Source organism: Vibrio sp. Of14-4 (genome assembly GCF_022347625.1).
In the GTDB taxonomy this organism is placed as follows: Bacteria; Pseudomonadota; Gammaproteobacteria; order Enterobacterales; family Vibrionaceae; genus Vibrio; species Vibrio pristinus.
Genome location: NZ_JAKRGI010000003.1, coordinates 46,800 through 61,868, shown reverse-complemented (window position 1 = coordinate 61,868; position 15,069 = coordinate 46,800). Strand labels below are relative to the sequence as shown.

Genomic DNA, 15,069 nt, shown 5'->3' with positions numbered 1-15,069 from the left:
CTTAGTTGGGTTGAGTAATTTGTCCTGTGGTGAGTGGCTCAAGATCGGCGTCTGAGACCTCATCAATAAAATCACCCACCACTTGCTCTACTTGCTGATCGTCTTCTTCAAAATAGGCGAGGTGGAAGATGGCATCCCCTTCATTGACCAGCGGCAGTGTTTGTTGCCCGATTACAATCCCGCCTTTACGCGCTTTTAAAGCGATTTCACTGTGGCCTAATGGTGCACTAATGTAGGCGAGCACTTGCCCTCTAGTGACTTTTTCTCCTAGCGTAACCATAGTTCTCAAAATGCCATTACTTTCCGCTCTAAGCCAGTTGGTCGATTTGGCTATTACTGATGTTGGTAAAGTCTTTCTGCTTTTGCGCAGCATTCCTATTGCTTGCATCACGCGCTTAACCCCCAAAAAACCAGCATTTATACATATGGGTTCAAAGCGCAGCGCCTCTCCAGCTTCATAGGTAAGCACAGGAATATTGAGTTGTTCTGCTTCACTGCGCAGTGAGCCGGGCCGTAATGGGGCATCAATAATAACCGGAGTTGCGAAAGCTTGTGCAATACGCAGTGTCTCAGCATTAGTCAGGTTGGCACGAATTTGCGGTAAATTAGTCCTGTGAATTGAGCCTGTATGCAGATCAAGGATGTAATCGCAACGCTTCGCTACTTGAGAGAAGAAAGTGTGAGCCATACGAGAGGCGAGAGAGCCTTTTTCACTGCCGGGAAAGCAGCGGTTTAGATCTCGCCTGTCGGGAAGGTAACGTGATTTGTGAATGAACCCAAAAACGTTAACTATGGGGACTGCAATGAGTGTACCTTTGAGTTTATCGATCTCTATGGTGTCTATTAGCTGGCGAACAATTTCAACGCCATTCAGCTCATCGCCATGGATGGCAGCGTTAACCATAAGTACAGGACCAGCTAACCTTCCATGAATTATTTCTACTGGGAAGGATAGAGGAGAGTGCGTGTAGAGTTTGGCAGCCTCCAATTCAATGACTTTTCTCTCGCCGGGCAATATTGATTGACCGAGAAACTCAAATACGTGATTTTTTTTAGCCTTTGCCACGAGTTTGTGTCCTTTTACTTGCTGCGTTTTTTTGGATAAATTCAATGATCATTCCAGCAATGTCTTTTCCAGTTGCAGCTTCGATACCTTCTAGGCCCGGAGAGGAGTTAACTTCCATAACCAATGGCCCTCGAGAAGATCTCAATAGATCGACGCCAGCAACATTTAGTCCCATTATTTTAGCTGCTGCAACAGCAGTTCGGCGCTCTTGTGGAGTGATTTTTGTTAAAGATGCACTGCCACCGCGATGCAAATTAGAGCGAAACTCTCCTTCTGCCCCTTGGCGTTTCATGGCAGCAATCACTTTATCTCCGATAACAAAGCAGCGTACATCGGCCCCTTCGGCTTCTTTGATGTACTCCTGAACCATAATGTTTGCTTTGAGGCCCATAAAAGCTTCAATCACACTTTCAGCCGCTTTACGTGTCTCTGCCAGTACTACACCTATGCCTTGAGTACCTTCTAGCAGCTTGATAACAACAGGTGTCCCGCCCACCATCTCTAAGAGATCTTTAACATCATCAGGCTTACTGGCAAAACCTGTGATTGGCATCCCTACACCTTTACGTGATAACAGCTGCATTGAACGAAGTTTGTCGCGCGAACGAGTGATAGCGACTGATTCGTTGACAGGGTAGACACCCATCATTTCAAACTGACGTAGAACGGCTGTGCCATAGAAAGTAACCGAAGCACCGATTCTGGGGATCACGGCATCGAACCCAGAAAGTTCTTCCCCTTTGAAGTGAATTTGAGGCTTGTCTGAGTTGATATTCATGTAACAACGTAGGGCATCAATCACTTTGACTTCATGTCCTCTGTCTTGTGCCGCTTCTATCAAACGTTGAGTAGAATACAACTGAGCATTACGTGAAAGGATACCTATTTTCATTGGGTGCTGTCCTTAAAGGGGATTAAATATGACTGACTTGGATCAACGACAATGCGTTTACCCATGGCTGTTCTTCCTAGAAGCATGCGAAATGACATATTTTCACGATTGGTGAGAGTGATTTCTATTGGCCAAGTTTGCCCTCCCAATGAGCATATGGACTCAATAACGTAGCGAGACTCTTCATGTCCTCCAGAGTCTCTGACGATTCGCTCGTCAATAATTGCTGCCTCACAGATGATTTCTTCTTCGGTATTGCGTTGTACGGGATGAAGCCAAAACCGAACCCAAGGAGTATTGTGCTTCTCAAATTTTTCCATCCTAAAGGTGTGAAGGCATGAAGTGCGTGCCCCTGTATCCACTTTGGCATTTATCTGGGCTATTCCAAGCTCAGGCAGGCTCACCGTCTCTCGCCAACCAAGAACCATTTTTTCTTTTATCACTATTCTAACCCTAACCACGATTTACAGAGCCACATTAACAAATTGTTTTTCATGATAAAAATCTTGTTAAGAATGGCTAACTGTCAGTTCTAACTTAGGGGGCTATCCTAGCAATATGGGAGAGATTGGACGAACAGAAAAGCTCATCGTGACGACAAATAATATTTATCGGTGGGATAGGATAAATGATGTGTTGACGGGAAAAACGATAGGTTGTACACATACAGGGGCGCTTTAGTTTGCCCCTGTAGCGCACTATTAATTGAAGTTGGCGGGATTACCTTTTTTCTGGAATTGCCTCGAGCAAAGCCACCATTTGTTCCCAATAGAGAGCAACTGTGTCAATTTTGACTTTCTCATCAGGAGAGTGGGGAAACTTGATGGTTGGGCCAAAGGAAACCATATCCATATTTGGGTAAGGCTTTTTGAATAACCCACACTCTAAGCCCGCGTGTATTACCATAATGTTTGGCTTGTGTCCGTAAATGCCTTGGTACATCTCGCGAAATATTGACATGATTTCTGAATCTGGATCTGGTTTCCACCCTGGGTAGGCACCGGAAAATTCAATGTTTGCATTGGCAAGTTCAGCAATTGATCTCAACATACTTTCGACTTGGCTACGTCCTGAATCAATTAAGGATCGCACCAGACAAAGGATCTTGATGGTGTTTTCTTGCGTACTAATAACACCCACATTTAGAGAGGTTTCAACCACACCTTCTATGTCATCACTCATACGAATGACTCCGTTCGGGCATGCATTAAGCGCCGCTATAAAGCGTTGTTGATCGGCGATTGCAATCACTTCTTGGGTACATTCAACTTTTTGGTTTAGTGAAATGATGCTGGTTTCTGTTTTTCCCAACTCTTGCTGTATTTGTTTTGTATACGCATCAAATAAGTCTGACAATTTAGATTCATTGTCAGATGGAATCGCAACGGTCACAAAGGCTTCGCGTGGAATCGCATTACGCAGTGTTCCACCGCGAAATTCAACTAGGCGTAGATCGAGCTCTTGAGCGTGGCCAGCAAGAAAACGAGCGATGAGTTTATTGGCGTTACCACGTCCTGTATGTATGTCACAGCCAGAATGACCACCTTTTAGCCCCTTCAAGGTCAACTGATGAGTTGTGTAGCCACTTGGAACGGCTTCACGCTGAATATCGAAGGAAATTTCACCATCTACACCGCCAGCGCAGCCCATATAAACTTCGCCTTCCTGCTCTGAATCAGTATTAAGCAGGATCTCGCCTTCTAGCCAGCCTGCTTCAAGCCCGAAGGCTCCTGTCATACCTGCTTCCTCATCGATAGTAAGTAAAACCTCTAATGGTCCATGTTTTATATCATTGGAAGCCAGCACAGCTAAGCATGATGCCATACCCATACCATTGTCAGCACCGAGAGTTGTACCTTTTGCTGTTACCCATTCGCCATCAATATAAGGTTGGATTGGATCTTTAGCAAAATCGTGATCTGTGTCCTCATTTTTCTGCGGCACCATATCAATATGAGCTTGGAGTACCACGCCTTTTTTATGTTCCATTCCCGGAGTTGCGGGCTTTTTGATGAAAACATTACCCACAGGATCACGCCGGACATCTAAGTTTTGTTCTTTTGCCCAGTTGACTATGTACTGGGCCAATGCTTCTTCATGCTTAGAAGGATGAGGAATTGAGCAAATTTTATCGAAAAACTGCCAGACGATGCTTGGTGATAAGCCGCTAACTTCAGAATGAAATTCAGACACAGGTGACTCCTTTACTGTGATAGTGCCAAGACTTGGGCATGTAATGCTAACCGCTCGTTGTCATACATGGCTCTGGTTGGCGCACGAATTAGAGCATTTGAGAATATCATTCATTACTGCAACCTAGTAGTAAAAGTGAACAAAAACCCGTTTTATCATCACAATTGTGATGATTGAAAATATAATATTGAGCGCATATCTTGGAAAGTTTAAAACTGACAATAATGTAATTAAATTACAAAATTGGCGGATTTACTCTTTTTTGATTAAGTTTTTGTGACTTTAATCTTTAATTGTTGTAATAAAACCTCTTTTTGCTATAGTCAGAAACTAACTTCTGCAGTGAAGATAAAATGTTCAAGGGAAGAGTCCGCTTTGTCGCCTCCAAGAAATTGAGAAAGCAATCTAGATTGTTTTTTAATTGAATTAGAAGGTGATGGTTATGAAAAGTTTGCCAAGTGCAAAATTCTAGATAAGCAACTCTATTTACACTGGCGATTTTGTCTATTCATCTAGTTTTGGTTATTTAACTTAGACAGAGGTTCCTGAATGAAGTTTATATACCCCCTATTAATTAGAATTTTGTCTCAGTGCTCTTGTCACTGATATGAATCAACCGCCACTCAAATTGAGTGGCGTTTTTTTATTACTCTATGAACTTAAAGATGTTTTTGACTTAGTGATATTGTTTCACATTATTTGAGCTGAAATTTTATAGATAGATTACTTTCTTACAGATGAAATCTGTCTGGAATTTGAAAATATTAAACTCTATAATTCCGCCAATCGATTACGCAACCGTTTACTTTTTCACCTTTGGAATTCGATTATGCTCGAAAAAATCTTTAAGCTCAGTGAACACGGCACAAGTGTAAAAACTGAGATCATTGCCGGTCTAACAACCTTCTTGACCATGGCATACATTATCTTTGTTAATCCGGCAATTTTAGCGGATGCGGGCATGGATCATGGTGCAGTATTTGTAGCGACCTGTTTAGCAGCTGCGATCGGTTGCTTTATCATGGGGTTTGTTGCTAATTATCCTATCGCACAAGCACCGGGTATGGGGCTGAATGCTTTCTTTACTTATGCTGTTGTGCTTGGTATGGGTTACACTTGGCAAGTTGCATTAGCCGCAGTATTTGTGTCTGGTTTACTGTTTATTCTTCTGAGTGTGTTTAAGATTCGTGAATGGATAATTCATTCTATTCCATTGTCACTACGTACGGGCATCTCTGCGGGTATTGGACTTTTTCTTGCTTTTATCGCGTTAAAAAATGCTGGCATAGTGGTTGATAATCCAGCTACCTTAGTATCATTAGGCGCTATTACATCATTGCCTGCTGTATTGGCATCAATAGGCTTTTTCCTAACCATTGCTTTAGTCAATCGTGGCATCAAAGGTGCGGTTATGATTGCTATCATAGCGGTGACTGGTTTAGGTTTAGTTTTTGGTGATGTTCAATGGGCGGGTATTATGTCCACACCGCCGAGTATCGCACCTACTTTTCTGCAACTGGATTTCTCTGCCGTATTTGAAGTGGGTATGATTTCAGTTGTCTTCGCTTTTTTGTTTGTCGACCTGTTTGACACCGCTGGTACCTTAGTGGGTGTTACGCAAAAAGCGGGCTTAATGGATAAAGATGGCAAAATCCCTCGTTTAAGCAAAGCGCTGTTGGCTGACTCAACCGCGACCTCTGTTGGGGCTTTGCTTGGAACATCTAACACCACATCTTACATTGAGAGCGTTTCGGGTGTGTCAGCTGGTGGCCGTACGGGCTTAACGGCTGTTGTTGTTGGTATTTTGTTCTTACTTGCTTTATTCTTCTCTCCCTTAGCGGGAATGATTCCAGCCTATGCGACGGCTGGTGCGCTATTTTACGTAGCAATCTTGATGCTATCAGGGTTAGCAAATATTGATTGGCAGGATTTAACGGAAGCGGCTCCTGTGGTTGTGACATGTTTGTTGATGCCGTTAACTTTCTCAATCGCTGAAGGTATCTCGTTGGGCTTTATTGCTTATGCGGCAATAAAGTTATGCAGCGGAAAAGGTCGAGATGTTTCTCTTAGTGTTTGGGTTATGTCATTAGTCTTTATCATCAAGTACATGGTTGCTTAGCGCTTTTCATACTTGCTAATCGGAATCAATCTATGCAGTGGCAAGTTTAATTATTGGGTTATTACAATGACTAAGAAGTTCATTATTACGTGGGATCAAATGCACGCTTACTGCCGGGAACTTGCTGAGAAGCAAATGCCAGCAGAACAGTGGAAAGGGATATGGGCTGTAAGTCGAGGTGGTCTTGTTCCCGGAGCGATTTTAGCTCGTGAATTGGGTATTCGCTATGTCGATACCATTTGTATTTCCAGTTACGATCATGATCACCAACGCGACATGAGTGTTCTCAAAGCGCCTGAAGGTGATGGTGAAGGTTATTTAATCGTCGAAGATCTGGTAGACAGTGGTGATACGGCGCGTAAGTTACGTGAACTTTATCCAAGAGCGAAACTTATTGCGGTTTGTGCTAAACCTTCCGGTGCGCTTCTTCTTGATGATTATGTGGTAGATATTGAACAAGAAACATGGATAGAGCAGCCTTGGGATATGTCGATTCAGTACATTGAACCAATAAACCGCAAGCAAAAATAATTTGATTAAAACCAGAACCCTTGTCTTGCAGCGCAAAACAAGGAACTAATGGAATTGAATCAGACTTAAATGGCCCCTAGTGGGTCATTTTTGGTTTGTCTTTTCCGGCGCGCTTAATTTTGATTTTCGGCTGAATGTGAACTTGTATGTTAAACAACAAACCAGATCTGATTTTTAATCCAACCCATGTATACAATGTAGAAAACTTAATAACTAGGCCATGTCATGTCTGAAGAAGTGAGTAAAAACCTCTCAGAAACCCTGTTTACCAACTATAAGCAAGCGAAGGAAACCTCTTCGCTTACTCAATATATGCCAAGCAGCCAGAAAATATTAGATGATAAACGTCACAGAGAGGGGGCTAAGTGGTATAGGAATATCAATCGATTGCAATGGGCATGGCAAGGTTTAGATCCGATTGAAGCAGATGAAGTGTTATCCAAAATAGCATCATCCAAACATTCAAGAACTTATGATGAGTGGCTTGATACAGTGATGGGATATCACAGTGGTAACTGGACCTATGAGTGGACTAAGTTGGGTATGTCACACACCGTTCGCTCTAATGAACTCAAGGGCGAGGAGGCGGCTGATGCACTTTTTAATGCTTCTTTGTGTTTTAGTATTGCTGGTTACCCTCATTTAAAAAACGATAACCTGGCCTCCCAAGCTCAAGTATTAGCAAGTAATGCGTATTCTGAAGCGGCAAAAAAGACTCAATACATAATCAAAAAGTTAGAGATTCCCTATCAGAATAAGGCCATTATTGCTCATTTACACCTTACTAGTACGGATAAACCTCAGCCTGTCGTTATGGTCAGCGCTGGATTAGATACCCTGCAGACGGATTTGTGGAGGTTGTTTCGTAATCACCTAGCGGCTAAAAATATTGCCATGTTGACGGTTGATATGCCTTCTATCGGCCATAACAGTCATTGGAGTTTGACTGAAGACACTTCGTGTTTGCATCAAGCAGTACTTAATGAATTGTTTAATATTCCTTGGGTTGATCACCATAGAGTAGGCTTATTGGGTTTTCGTTTCGGTGGTAATGCTATGGTCAGGCTTGCATTTGTGGAGCAAGATAAACTGAAAGCCTGTGTTAGCTTGGGTGCGCCGATTCATGATGTACTGTCCTCGCCTGAGAAGCTGAAAAAAATGCCGAAAATGTATCTTGATATACTGGCCTCTCGACTAGGAAAAAGTGCAGTCGATATCAATAGCTTATCGGGACAATTAATGGCTTGGTCATTAAAGGTTCAAGGCATACTATCAAATCGTAAAACCAAAGTGCCTATTTTAGCGATGAGTTTGGAAAATGATCCTGTGTCTCCACATAGTGATAATCGCTTAGTTGCATTATTTAGCGACTATGGGAAAGCAAGGAAAATTAGTGCGAAAACAATTACACAGGGATATGAGGAATCACTCGATTTAGCCATCAAGTGGTTGGAGGATGAGCTAATTAGATGACAAATCACATAAATTAGTCAACACTTATATATGGGCAATACCCTAACTAAGTAGTCCTAATTTTTGCTCATCATAATTACAACAGATATTGAATATGGAGATTCATTATGTCTGAACAGTCGAAGAATCCAACCCATTACCGTTTATTATCTACGCTAAAAGCAATTGGTCCCTATTTACGAGAAGCGCAGTGTGAGCAAGGCAAATACTTGTTTGACTGCCTTTCTGTATGTGTGAACGACAAAAAATCACCTGAAGAGAGAGAGTTTTGGGGGTGGTGGTTAGAGCTGGAACAAGAGGGAGAGGCGTTCGAAGCAAAATACCGAGTCGGTTTATATGACGCTAAAGGTGATTGGATGGATGAGAAGCTGCCTAAAAAAGCGATAGCGGAAGTTAGCCGCACTCAAGAAGGTTTTCACCAGAAGCTTATTGAAACACTTGCAACACAATTTGGTATGACGCTTGATTTTCATAAAGAGTCTGCAGAGTTCGGTTAGATAAGTATCTGTATATATTTCCTAGATTAAAAAAAGGCGCTAATTAGCGCCTTTTCTGCTTGTTAATTGTTGCGTTGATTGTTAAAACATCTAGTTCAACAACACCTAGCAGTGACATTCACACTCATTGCAAGCGGGTGGACCAAGGTTTTTATTTTTATAGCAGATCGATAATGAATCAAAAATGCGCGAAGGCTGTGAGCCGTCAAACTGTTGTTATTAAGCTCGGGACCAGTGTCCTTACTGGCGGTACGTTAGCATTAGATAGAGCTCATATGGTTGAACTGGCAAGGCAGTGCTCAGAGCTTAAGAAGCAAGGCCATTCTGTGGTTATGGTTTCATCCGGTGCAATAGCCGCTGGAAGAGAGCATTTAGGTTACCCAGCTTTAGCTAACTCAATGGCAAACAAACAGCTTCTCGCAGCTGTTGGTCAGAGCCAACTTATACAAACTTGGGAAGCATTGTTTGGTCTTTATGACATAAAAATAGGGCAAATGTTGCTTACTCGTGCAGACTTAGAAGATCGTGAACGTTTCCTCAATGCTCGCGATACTATTAATGCGTTGGTGGATAACAATATTATTCCTATTGTTAATGAAAACGATGCAGTCGCGACCAGTGAAATTAAAGTGGGTGATAATGATAACCTTTCTGCATTAGTAGGCATTTTGTGTAGTGCCGATAAGCTCTTATTGCTTACCGATCAAAAAGGACTGTTTACTGCTGATCCCCGCAAAGACCCCCAAGCTGAATTGATCAAAGAAGTAAAAACCATTGATGATACCTTGCGAAAGATTGCTGGGGATAGTGGAACTTCATTGGGAACCGGAGGTATGGCTACCAAGCTGCAAGCAGCGGACATTGCTCGTCGTGCTGGAATCGAAGTGATTATTGCAGCAGGCAGTGCACCAAATGTTGTATTCGACTCTCTTAGTGAGCAACCACAAGGAACTCGTTTTCTGCCAATAGAAGAGGCATTAGAAAGTCGTAAACGTTGGATCTTGGCCGGCCCCTCTGCTTCTGGTGACATCGTAATAGACGATGGTGCAGTAAAAGCAGTGTTGTCGCAAGGAAGCAGCCTATTGGCTAAAGGTGTCACTCGCATCAGTGGTGAATTCGGACGAGGAGAAGTAGTGAGAATTACTGATCAAAAAGGAGTGCTCATTGCTCGTGGTATTTCGAGCTACTCAAGTCTCGATATGGCTCGCATCATAGGTAAACACAGCAAAGATATTTTAGGGATTTTGGGTTATGACTACGGCAGTGAGGTGCTGCATCGTGATGATATGGTCATAATTCAGGAATAATTGAGGTAATGAGATTGGAACTGATTTCTATAGGTAAGGCTGCAAAGCAAGCTACATTTCAACTAGCTAACGCATCTACAGCACAAAAAAATCATGCTTTGGCGATAATTGCCGATGAATTGGAAACCAACTGTGCCAGCATTCTTGACGCCAATGCTAAGGATATTGAGCTCGGAAGAGAATCGGGAATGAGTGAGGCACTACTTGATCGGCTTTTACTTGATGAAACTCGTTTAGCCGCTATCGCTGATGACGTTCGAAATGTGATAAAACTTGATGATCCTATCGGGAGCGAAATAGAAAGTAAAGTCCTCGAAAATGGTATGTCGTTGGCTCGCCGCCGAGTACCGCTGGGGGTAGTGGGTGTGATTTATGAAGCGCGTCCTAATGTAACCATAGATATTGCTTCTTTATGTTTAAAAACAGGTAATGCCAGCATCCTTCGAGGTGGTAAAGAGACGTTTTTCTCCAATATGGAGTTGGTCAAGGTCATTCAATCTGCGTTGGAGAGGGCTAATCTTCCAGCAGCTTCCGTACAATATATTGAAAAGCCAGATAGAGAGTTAGTTTCTCAGCTTTTAAAGCTCGATGATTATGTTGATATGATTATTCCGCGTGGTGGTGCTGGTTTACACAAAATGTGTAAAGAGAACAGTACGATACCCGTAATAATCGGTGGCTTTGGTATTAGCCATATCTTTGTCGATGAAAGTGCGGACTTGGAAAAGTCAGTTAATGTGATTGAAAATGCAAAAGTTCAACGCCCATCGGCTTGTAATGCACTCGATACTTTGCTAGTTCATCAGGATATAGCCGCCGATTTGCTGACAAAACTGAAAACTCGCGTGCAAAACAAAGTAACTTTTGTTGCAGAGCCAGCCGCGAAAGCATTGCTAGGCGATGCAGAAAACGTTCGTGATAGTGCAGAAGGAGACTTTGATACCGAATGGTTAAGTCACACTCTGGGTGTAAAAGTTGTATCAGATATAGCACAAGCGATTGATCATATGCGAGAGCATAATGCCAGTCATTCAGATGCAATCATGACAAATAGCCTAGAAAATGCAGAGCGATTCATAAACTCTGTCGATTCAGCTGCGGTCTATGTTAATGCATCAACCCGATTCACTGATGGTGCACAATTTGGCCTTGGAGCTGAGGTGGCTGTATCAACGCAGAAACTGCATGCTAGAGGCCCGATGGGACTTGAAGAGCTAACCAGTTACAAATGGGTTGGTAAAGCTAACTATCTAATACGAGATTAGTTAGTGTCTAATTTATGGTTATATTTTTAGTTGTTTTGAGCTCAACACAGGACAGCTCAACATTTTGATCATCTTTAGGATAAAAAAGGGGCGATATTGTCCCTTTTACTTTTCTTCACTTTAGCAAATCCGTTACACTAGCAACGATATATTAAAATAGCTTTGTTGATGGAATTAGCTCGTCAATGAGAGGGTATTTCAGTATATTATGGAGGTGATATGCATTGTCCTTTTTGCGCAGAGAATGACACCAAAGTGATCGATTCTCGTTTGGTGGCTGACGGTCATCAAGTTCGTCGTCGCAGGCAGTGTTTAGCCTGTAGTGAGCGTTTTACCACTTTTGAAACCGCTGAGTTGGTAATGCCTCGAGTAATTAAATCAAATGGAAACCGTGAGCCCTTCGATGAAAATAAAATGATTGGTGGGCTTCAGCGTGCGTTAGAAAAGCGTCCCGTGAGTGCAGATTCGGTTGAGCTCTCCATAAGTATGATTAAGTCACAACTTCGAGCGACAGGTGAGCGAGAAGTTTCCAGTGAGATGATTGGTAATTTAGTGATGGATCAACTTAAAGAGCTCGACAAAGTTGCTTATATTCGTTTTGCTTCCGTTTATCGAAGTTTTGAAGATATTCGAGAATTCGGTGAAGAAATAGCGCGTCTGGAAGATTGACGGTTAGCAGTATAATGTCTGAATTCTCTTCTCTAGATTATAAAATGATGTCGCGTGCCATTAATTTGGCTAAAGGCGGCATCTATACTACGCCACCCAACCCAAATGTAGGGTGTGTTATTACCCGTGATGACGCCATTGTTGGCGAAGGTTTCCACTATCGCGCAGGTGAACCCCATGCTGAAGCTAATGCACTTAATATGGCAGGGGAAAAAGCCGTTGGTTCAACTGTGTATGTCACACTCGAACCTTGCTCTCATTACGGTAGAACCCCTCCTTGTGCATCTGCTTTGATTCAGGCTAGAGTGGCAAAGGTTATTTGTGCGATGGAAGACCCGAATCCCAAAGTTGAAGGCATTAAAATGCTTCGTGATGCTGGGATTGAAGTGCAAGTTGGTCTTTTAAAAAGTGATGCAGAAGCTTTGAATCCCGCCTTTATCAAAAGGATGCAAACTGGGCTTCCTTTAGTGCAATTGAAAATGGCAGCCAGCATTGATGGTCAAACCGCTTTATCTAATGGCGAAAGCAAGTGGATTACTTCTGCGCAAGCTCGAAGCGATGTACAGAGATATCGCGCTCAATCTGATGCTATTTTATCAACCAGCAAGACGGTGGTTGAGGATAATGCCTCTCTCAATGTACGTTGGTCTGAGTTACCTGAATCGGTCAAAAGCCAACTTGCCGAGAATGAAGTGCGTCAACCTAAGCGAGTTATTTTAGACAGGCAAAACCTGCTCACACCTGAACTTAAGCTTTTCTCAACCGAAGGGCCGCGTATTATTGTGTCTCAGCAGGGTGATCTCAGTCCTCATCTTACTCCTAGTGGTCAAATTGATTTAGTTCCCACATTCGCTGATTTGGCATCAAACTTTGGAATTAATCACCTTTGGGTAGAGGCGGGAGCCACTCTAGCTACCAGCTTAATTAAGCAAGGGATAGTGGATGAGTTAGTTTTATACTTGTCGCCGAAAATCATGGGCAGTGATGGTAAAGGTTTGCTTGGTGCGCTTGGTTTACAGTCGATGCAAGAAACAATAGAACTTAATCTCCGCGATGTAAGGCAGATTGGTCATGATATTCGTATTATTGCTAAAGTAGAAAACAAAGAATCATAGTTATGTTTACAGGAATTATAGAAGCGGTTGGTACATTGACTGCAATTACTCCTAAAGGTGAAGACATTAGTGTAACGGTTGAAGTCGGCAAGCTTGATATGTCTGATGTGAAACTTGGCGATAGTATTGCCACTAATGGAGTTTGTCTGACAGTCGTTGATTGTAGCTCGATTGGCTACACTGCTGATTTATCTTTGGAAACGCTCAATAAAACGGGTTTTACTGACTATCAGGTGGGGAGCAAGGTCAACTTGGAGAAGGCCATGCTACCCACGACTCGATTTGGTGGTCATATCGTCTCTGGACATGTAGATGGCGTAGGAGAAGTTGTCGAGCGAAACCAAGTAGGTAGGGCGATCGAATTTTGGGTTTCTATGCCTCAAGAATTGTCGAAATATTTAGCCGAAAAAGGTTCTATTACCGTTGATGGTATTAGCTTAACGGTTAACGCCTTGAGAAAGAACGCGTTTAAGCTGACGATAGTGCCTCATACCGGAGATGAAACGACGATTAAAGACTTTCATGTCGGGCGTAAAGTTAATCTAGAAGTTGATGTACTTGCTCGTTATATGGAGCGTCTTTTAACGAGTCAACCCTCACAACCAGAATCACGCTTAACCATGGAGTTTCTCCAGCAAAATGGTTTTGCTTAATGAATAGTTTGCAGTACATGCTGCACTTCTAATAACGATAATAGAGTTCAGAGCCCAAAATACAGGAATCCAGTAATGCCAATTAGTACTCCGCAGGAAATCATAGAAGACATTCGTCTAGGTAAGATGGTTATTTTGATGGATGATGAAGATCGCGAGAACGAAGGCGATCTTATCATGGCGGCAGAGCATGTAACCCCTGAAGCCATCAATTTTATGGCGACTCACGGCAGAGGGCTTATCTGTCTGACCATGACTAAGGAACGCTGTGAGCGCTTGGGCCTTCCACCCATGGTTCAGGATAATAATGCCCAGTTTACGACAAACTTTACCGTTTCTATTGAAGCTGCTGAGGGGGTTACCACTGGTATCTCTGCCGCTGACAGAGCCAAAACCGTTCAAGCTGCGGTTGCAATTGATGCCAAAGCCGCCGACTTAGTACAACCAGGGCATATTTTTCCACTGGCAGCACAGGAAGGTGGCGTACTCACTCGGGCTGGTCATACCGAAGCTGGATGTGATCTTGCTAGGTTAGCAGGGCTTGAGCCAGCAGGAGTGATTGTCGAAATTCTTAATCAAGATGGCACTATGGCTCGCCGACCTGATTTGGAAGTGTTTGCTGAACAGCATGACATTAAGCTTGGGACTATTGCTGATCTTATCGAGTATCGTAATAATACAGAGACGACGATAGAACGTGTAGCACAGTGTCAATTGCCTACTGAGTATGGTGAGTTTGAATTAGTGACTTATCGAGATACTATTGATAACCAAGTGCATTATGCCCTGTGTAAGGGTGAGATAACCGAGCATGCACCTCTAGTTCGAGTTCATCTTCAAGATACGTTTACAGATTTACTACGCAGTGATAGAAATGTTGAGCGTAGCTGGACTTTAGATAAAGCCATGAAGCGGATTGGTAAAGAAGGTGGGGTTTTGGTGATCCTTGGTAATGAAGAATCGAGCGATCTTCTTATCCATCGCGTGAAAATGTTTGAAGCTCAGGATAAAGGTCAAGCACCGACTTTGGCCAAAAAGCAAGGTACTTCTCGACGTGTTGGTGTTGGATCGCAGATTTTGGCTGATATCGGTGTTCGCGATATGCGTCTTCTTTCTTCGACAAATAAGAAGTATCACGCACTGGGTGGATTTGGCCTAAATGTAATTGAGTACGTTTGCGAATAACGCATGATTTCGTATCACGTTAATATGATAATCGCCGTTAGCGGTATTTTCTGTGACTGTTTTTCTCATTGAGTAGAGATAAATTTCTATTAGATATTGATCAC

The 15,069-nt window shown here is 42.8% G+C and carries 14 protein-coding genes; 10 read left to right on the top strand and 4 right to left on the bottom strand.

The features are described from left to right. Position 1: 1 nt before the first annotated feature. From MHN79_RS04085 to MHN79_RS04070, 4 genes are all read right to left on the bottom strand, one after another. Positions 2-1,066, bottom strand: coding sequence for a succinylglutamate desuccinylase/aspartoacylase family protein (locus MHN79_RS04085; protein ID WP_152431079.1), 1,065 nt, complete (start codon positions 1,064-1,066; stop codon positions 2-4). Beyond that, complete coding sequence (gene rimK / locus MHN79_RS04080; RefSeq protein WP_239171826.1) at positions 1,053-1,958, bottom strand: 30S ribosomal protein S6--L-glutamate ligase; 906 nt, start codon at positions 1,956-1,958, stop codon at positions 1,053-1,055. Before rimK ends, MHN79_RS04085 begins: the two co-directional genes overlap by 14 nt. Then, positions 1,955-2,398 carry an ATP-dependent zinc protease gene (locus MHN79_RS04075; protein WP_239171986.1) on the bottom strand — a complete coding sequence of 148 codons (444 nt, stop codon included), beginning with the start codon at positions 2,396-2,398 and terminating at the stop codon, positions 1,955-1,957. The genes rimK and MHN79_RS04075 overlap by 4 nt, the downstream gene beginning before the upstream one ends. 280 nt (positions 2,399-2,678) lie before the next feature. Continuing rightward, complete coding sequence (locus tag MHN79_RS04070; RefSeq protein WP_239171825.1) at positions 2,679-4,151, bottom strand: aminoacyl-histidine dipeptidase; 1,473 nt, start codon at positions 4,149-4,151, stop codon at positions 2,679-2,681. Positions 4,152-4,980: 829 nt separating this feature from the next. Between MHN79_RS04070 and MHN79_RS04065 the strand changes: the two genes are divergently transcribed. From MHN79_RS04065 to ribBA, 10 genes are all read left to right on the top strand, one after another. Next, positions 4,981-6,270 (top strand): NCS2 family permease, encoded by a 1,290-nt coding sequence (locus MHN79_RS04065; protein WP_239171824.1) that lies wholly within the window; start codon positions 4,981-4,983, stop codon positions 6,268-6,270. Between the two features lie 66 nt (positions 6,271-6,336). Beyond that, a complete protein-coding gene (gene tet(34) / locus MHN79_RS04060; protein WP_114785208.1) occupies positions 6,337-6,801 on the top strand; it encodes an oxytetracycline resistance phosphoribosyltransferase domain-containing protein Tet(34) in 465 nt (154 codons plus the stop codon). Positions 6,802-7,026: 225 nt separating this feature from the next. Then, positions 7,027-8,274: an esterase FrsA gene (gene frsA / locus MHN79_RS04055; RefSeq protein WP_239171823.1), complete on the top strand. Its 1,248-nt coding sequence runs from the start codon at positions 7,027-7,029 to the stop codon at positions 8,272-8,274. A 107-nt stretch (positions 8,275-8,381) separates the two neighbouring features. After that, positions 8,382-8,771, top strand: coding sequence for a sigma factor-binding protein Crl (gene crl / locus MHN79_RS04050; protein WP_152431073.1), 390 nt, complete (start codon positions 8,382-8,384; stop codon positions 8,769-8,771). 173 nt (positions 8,772-8,944) lie between these two features. After that, positions 8,945-10,078 carry a glutamate 5-kinase gene (gene proB, locus MHN79_RS04045; RefSeq protein ID WP_239171822.1) on the top strand — a complete coding sequence of 378 codons (1,134 nt, stop codon included), beginning with the start codon at positions 8,945-8,947 and terminating at the stop codon, positions 10,076-10,078. 14 nt (positions 10,079-10,092) lie between these two features. Further along, on the top strand, positions 10,093-11,343 hold the full coding sequence (locus MHN79_RS04040) for a glutamate-5-semialdehyde dehydrogenase (protein ID WP_239171821.1): 1,251 nt from the start codon (positions 10,093-10,095) through the stop codon (positions 11,341-11,343). Positions 11,344-11,562: 219 nt separating this feature from the next. Beyond that, positions 11,563-12,012, top strand: coding sequence for a transcriptional regulator NrdR (gene nrdR, locus MHN79_RS04035; RefSeq protein WP_114785212.1), 450 nt, complete (start codon positions 11,563-11,565; stop codon positions 12,010-12,012). A gap of 14 nt (positions 12,013-12,026) precedes the next feature. Continuing rightward, the gene (ribD, locus tag MHN79_RS04030) at positions 12,027-13,127 is read left to right on the top strand and encodes a bifunctional diaminohydroxyphosphoribosylaminopyrimidine deaminase/5-amino-6-(5-phosphoribosylamino)uracil reductase RibD (protein ID WP_239171820.1); all 1,101 of its coding nucleotides are present in this window, start codon (positions 12,027-12,029) and stop codon (positions 13,125-13,127) included. 2 nt (positions 13,128-13,129) lie between these two features. Continuing rightward, on the top strand, positions 13,130-13,780 hold the full coding sequence (locus MHN79_RS04025) for a riboflavin synthase (RefSeq protein WP_239171819.1): 651 nt from the start codon (positions 13,130-13,132) through the stop codon (positions 13,778-13,780). Positions 13,781-13,855: 75 nt separating this feature from the next. Continuing rightward, complete coding sequence (ribBA, locus tag MHN79_RS04020; protein WP_239171818.1) at positions 13,856-14,965, top strand: bifunctional 3,4-dihydroxy-2-butanone-4-phosphate synthase/GTP cyclohydrolase II; 1,110 nt, start codon at positions 13,856-13,858, stop codon at positions 14,963-14,965. Positions 14,966-15,069 lie beyond the last annotated feature (104 nt).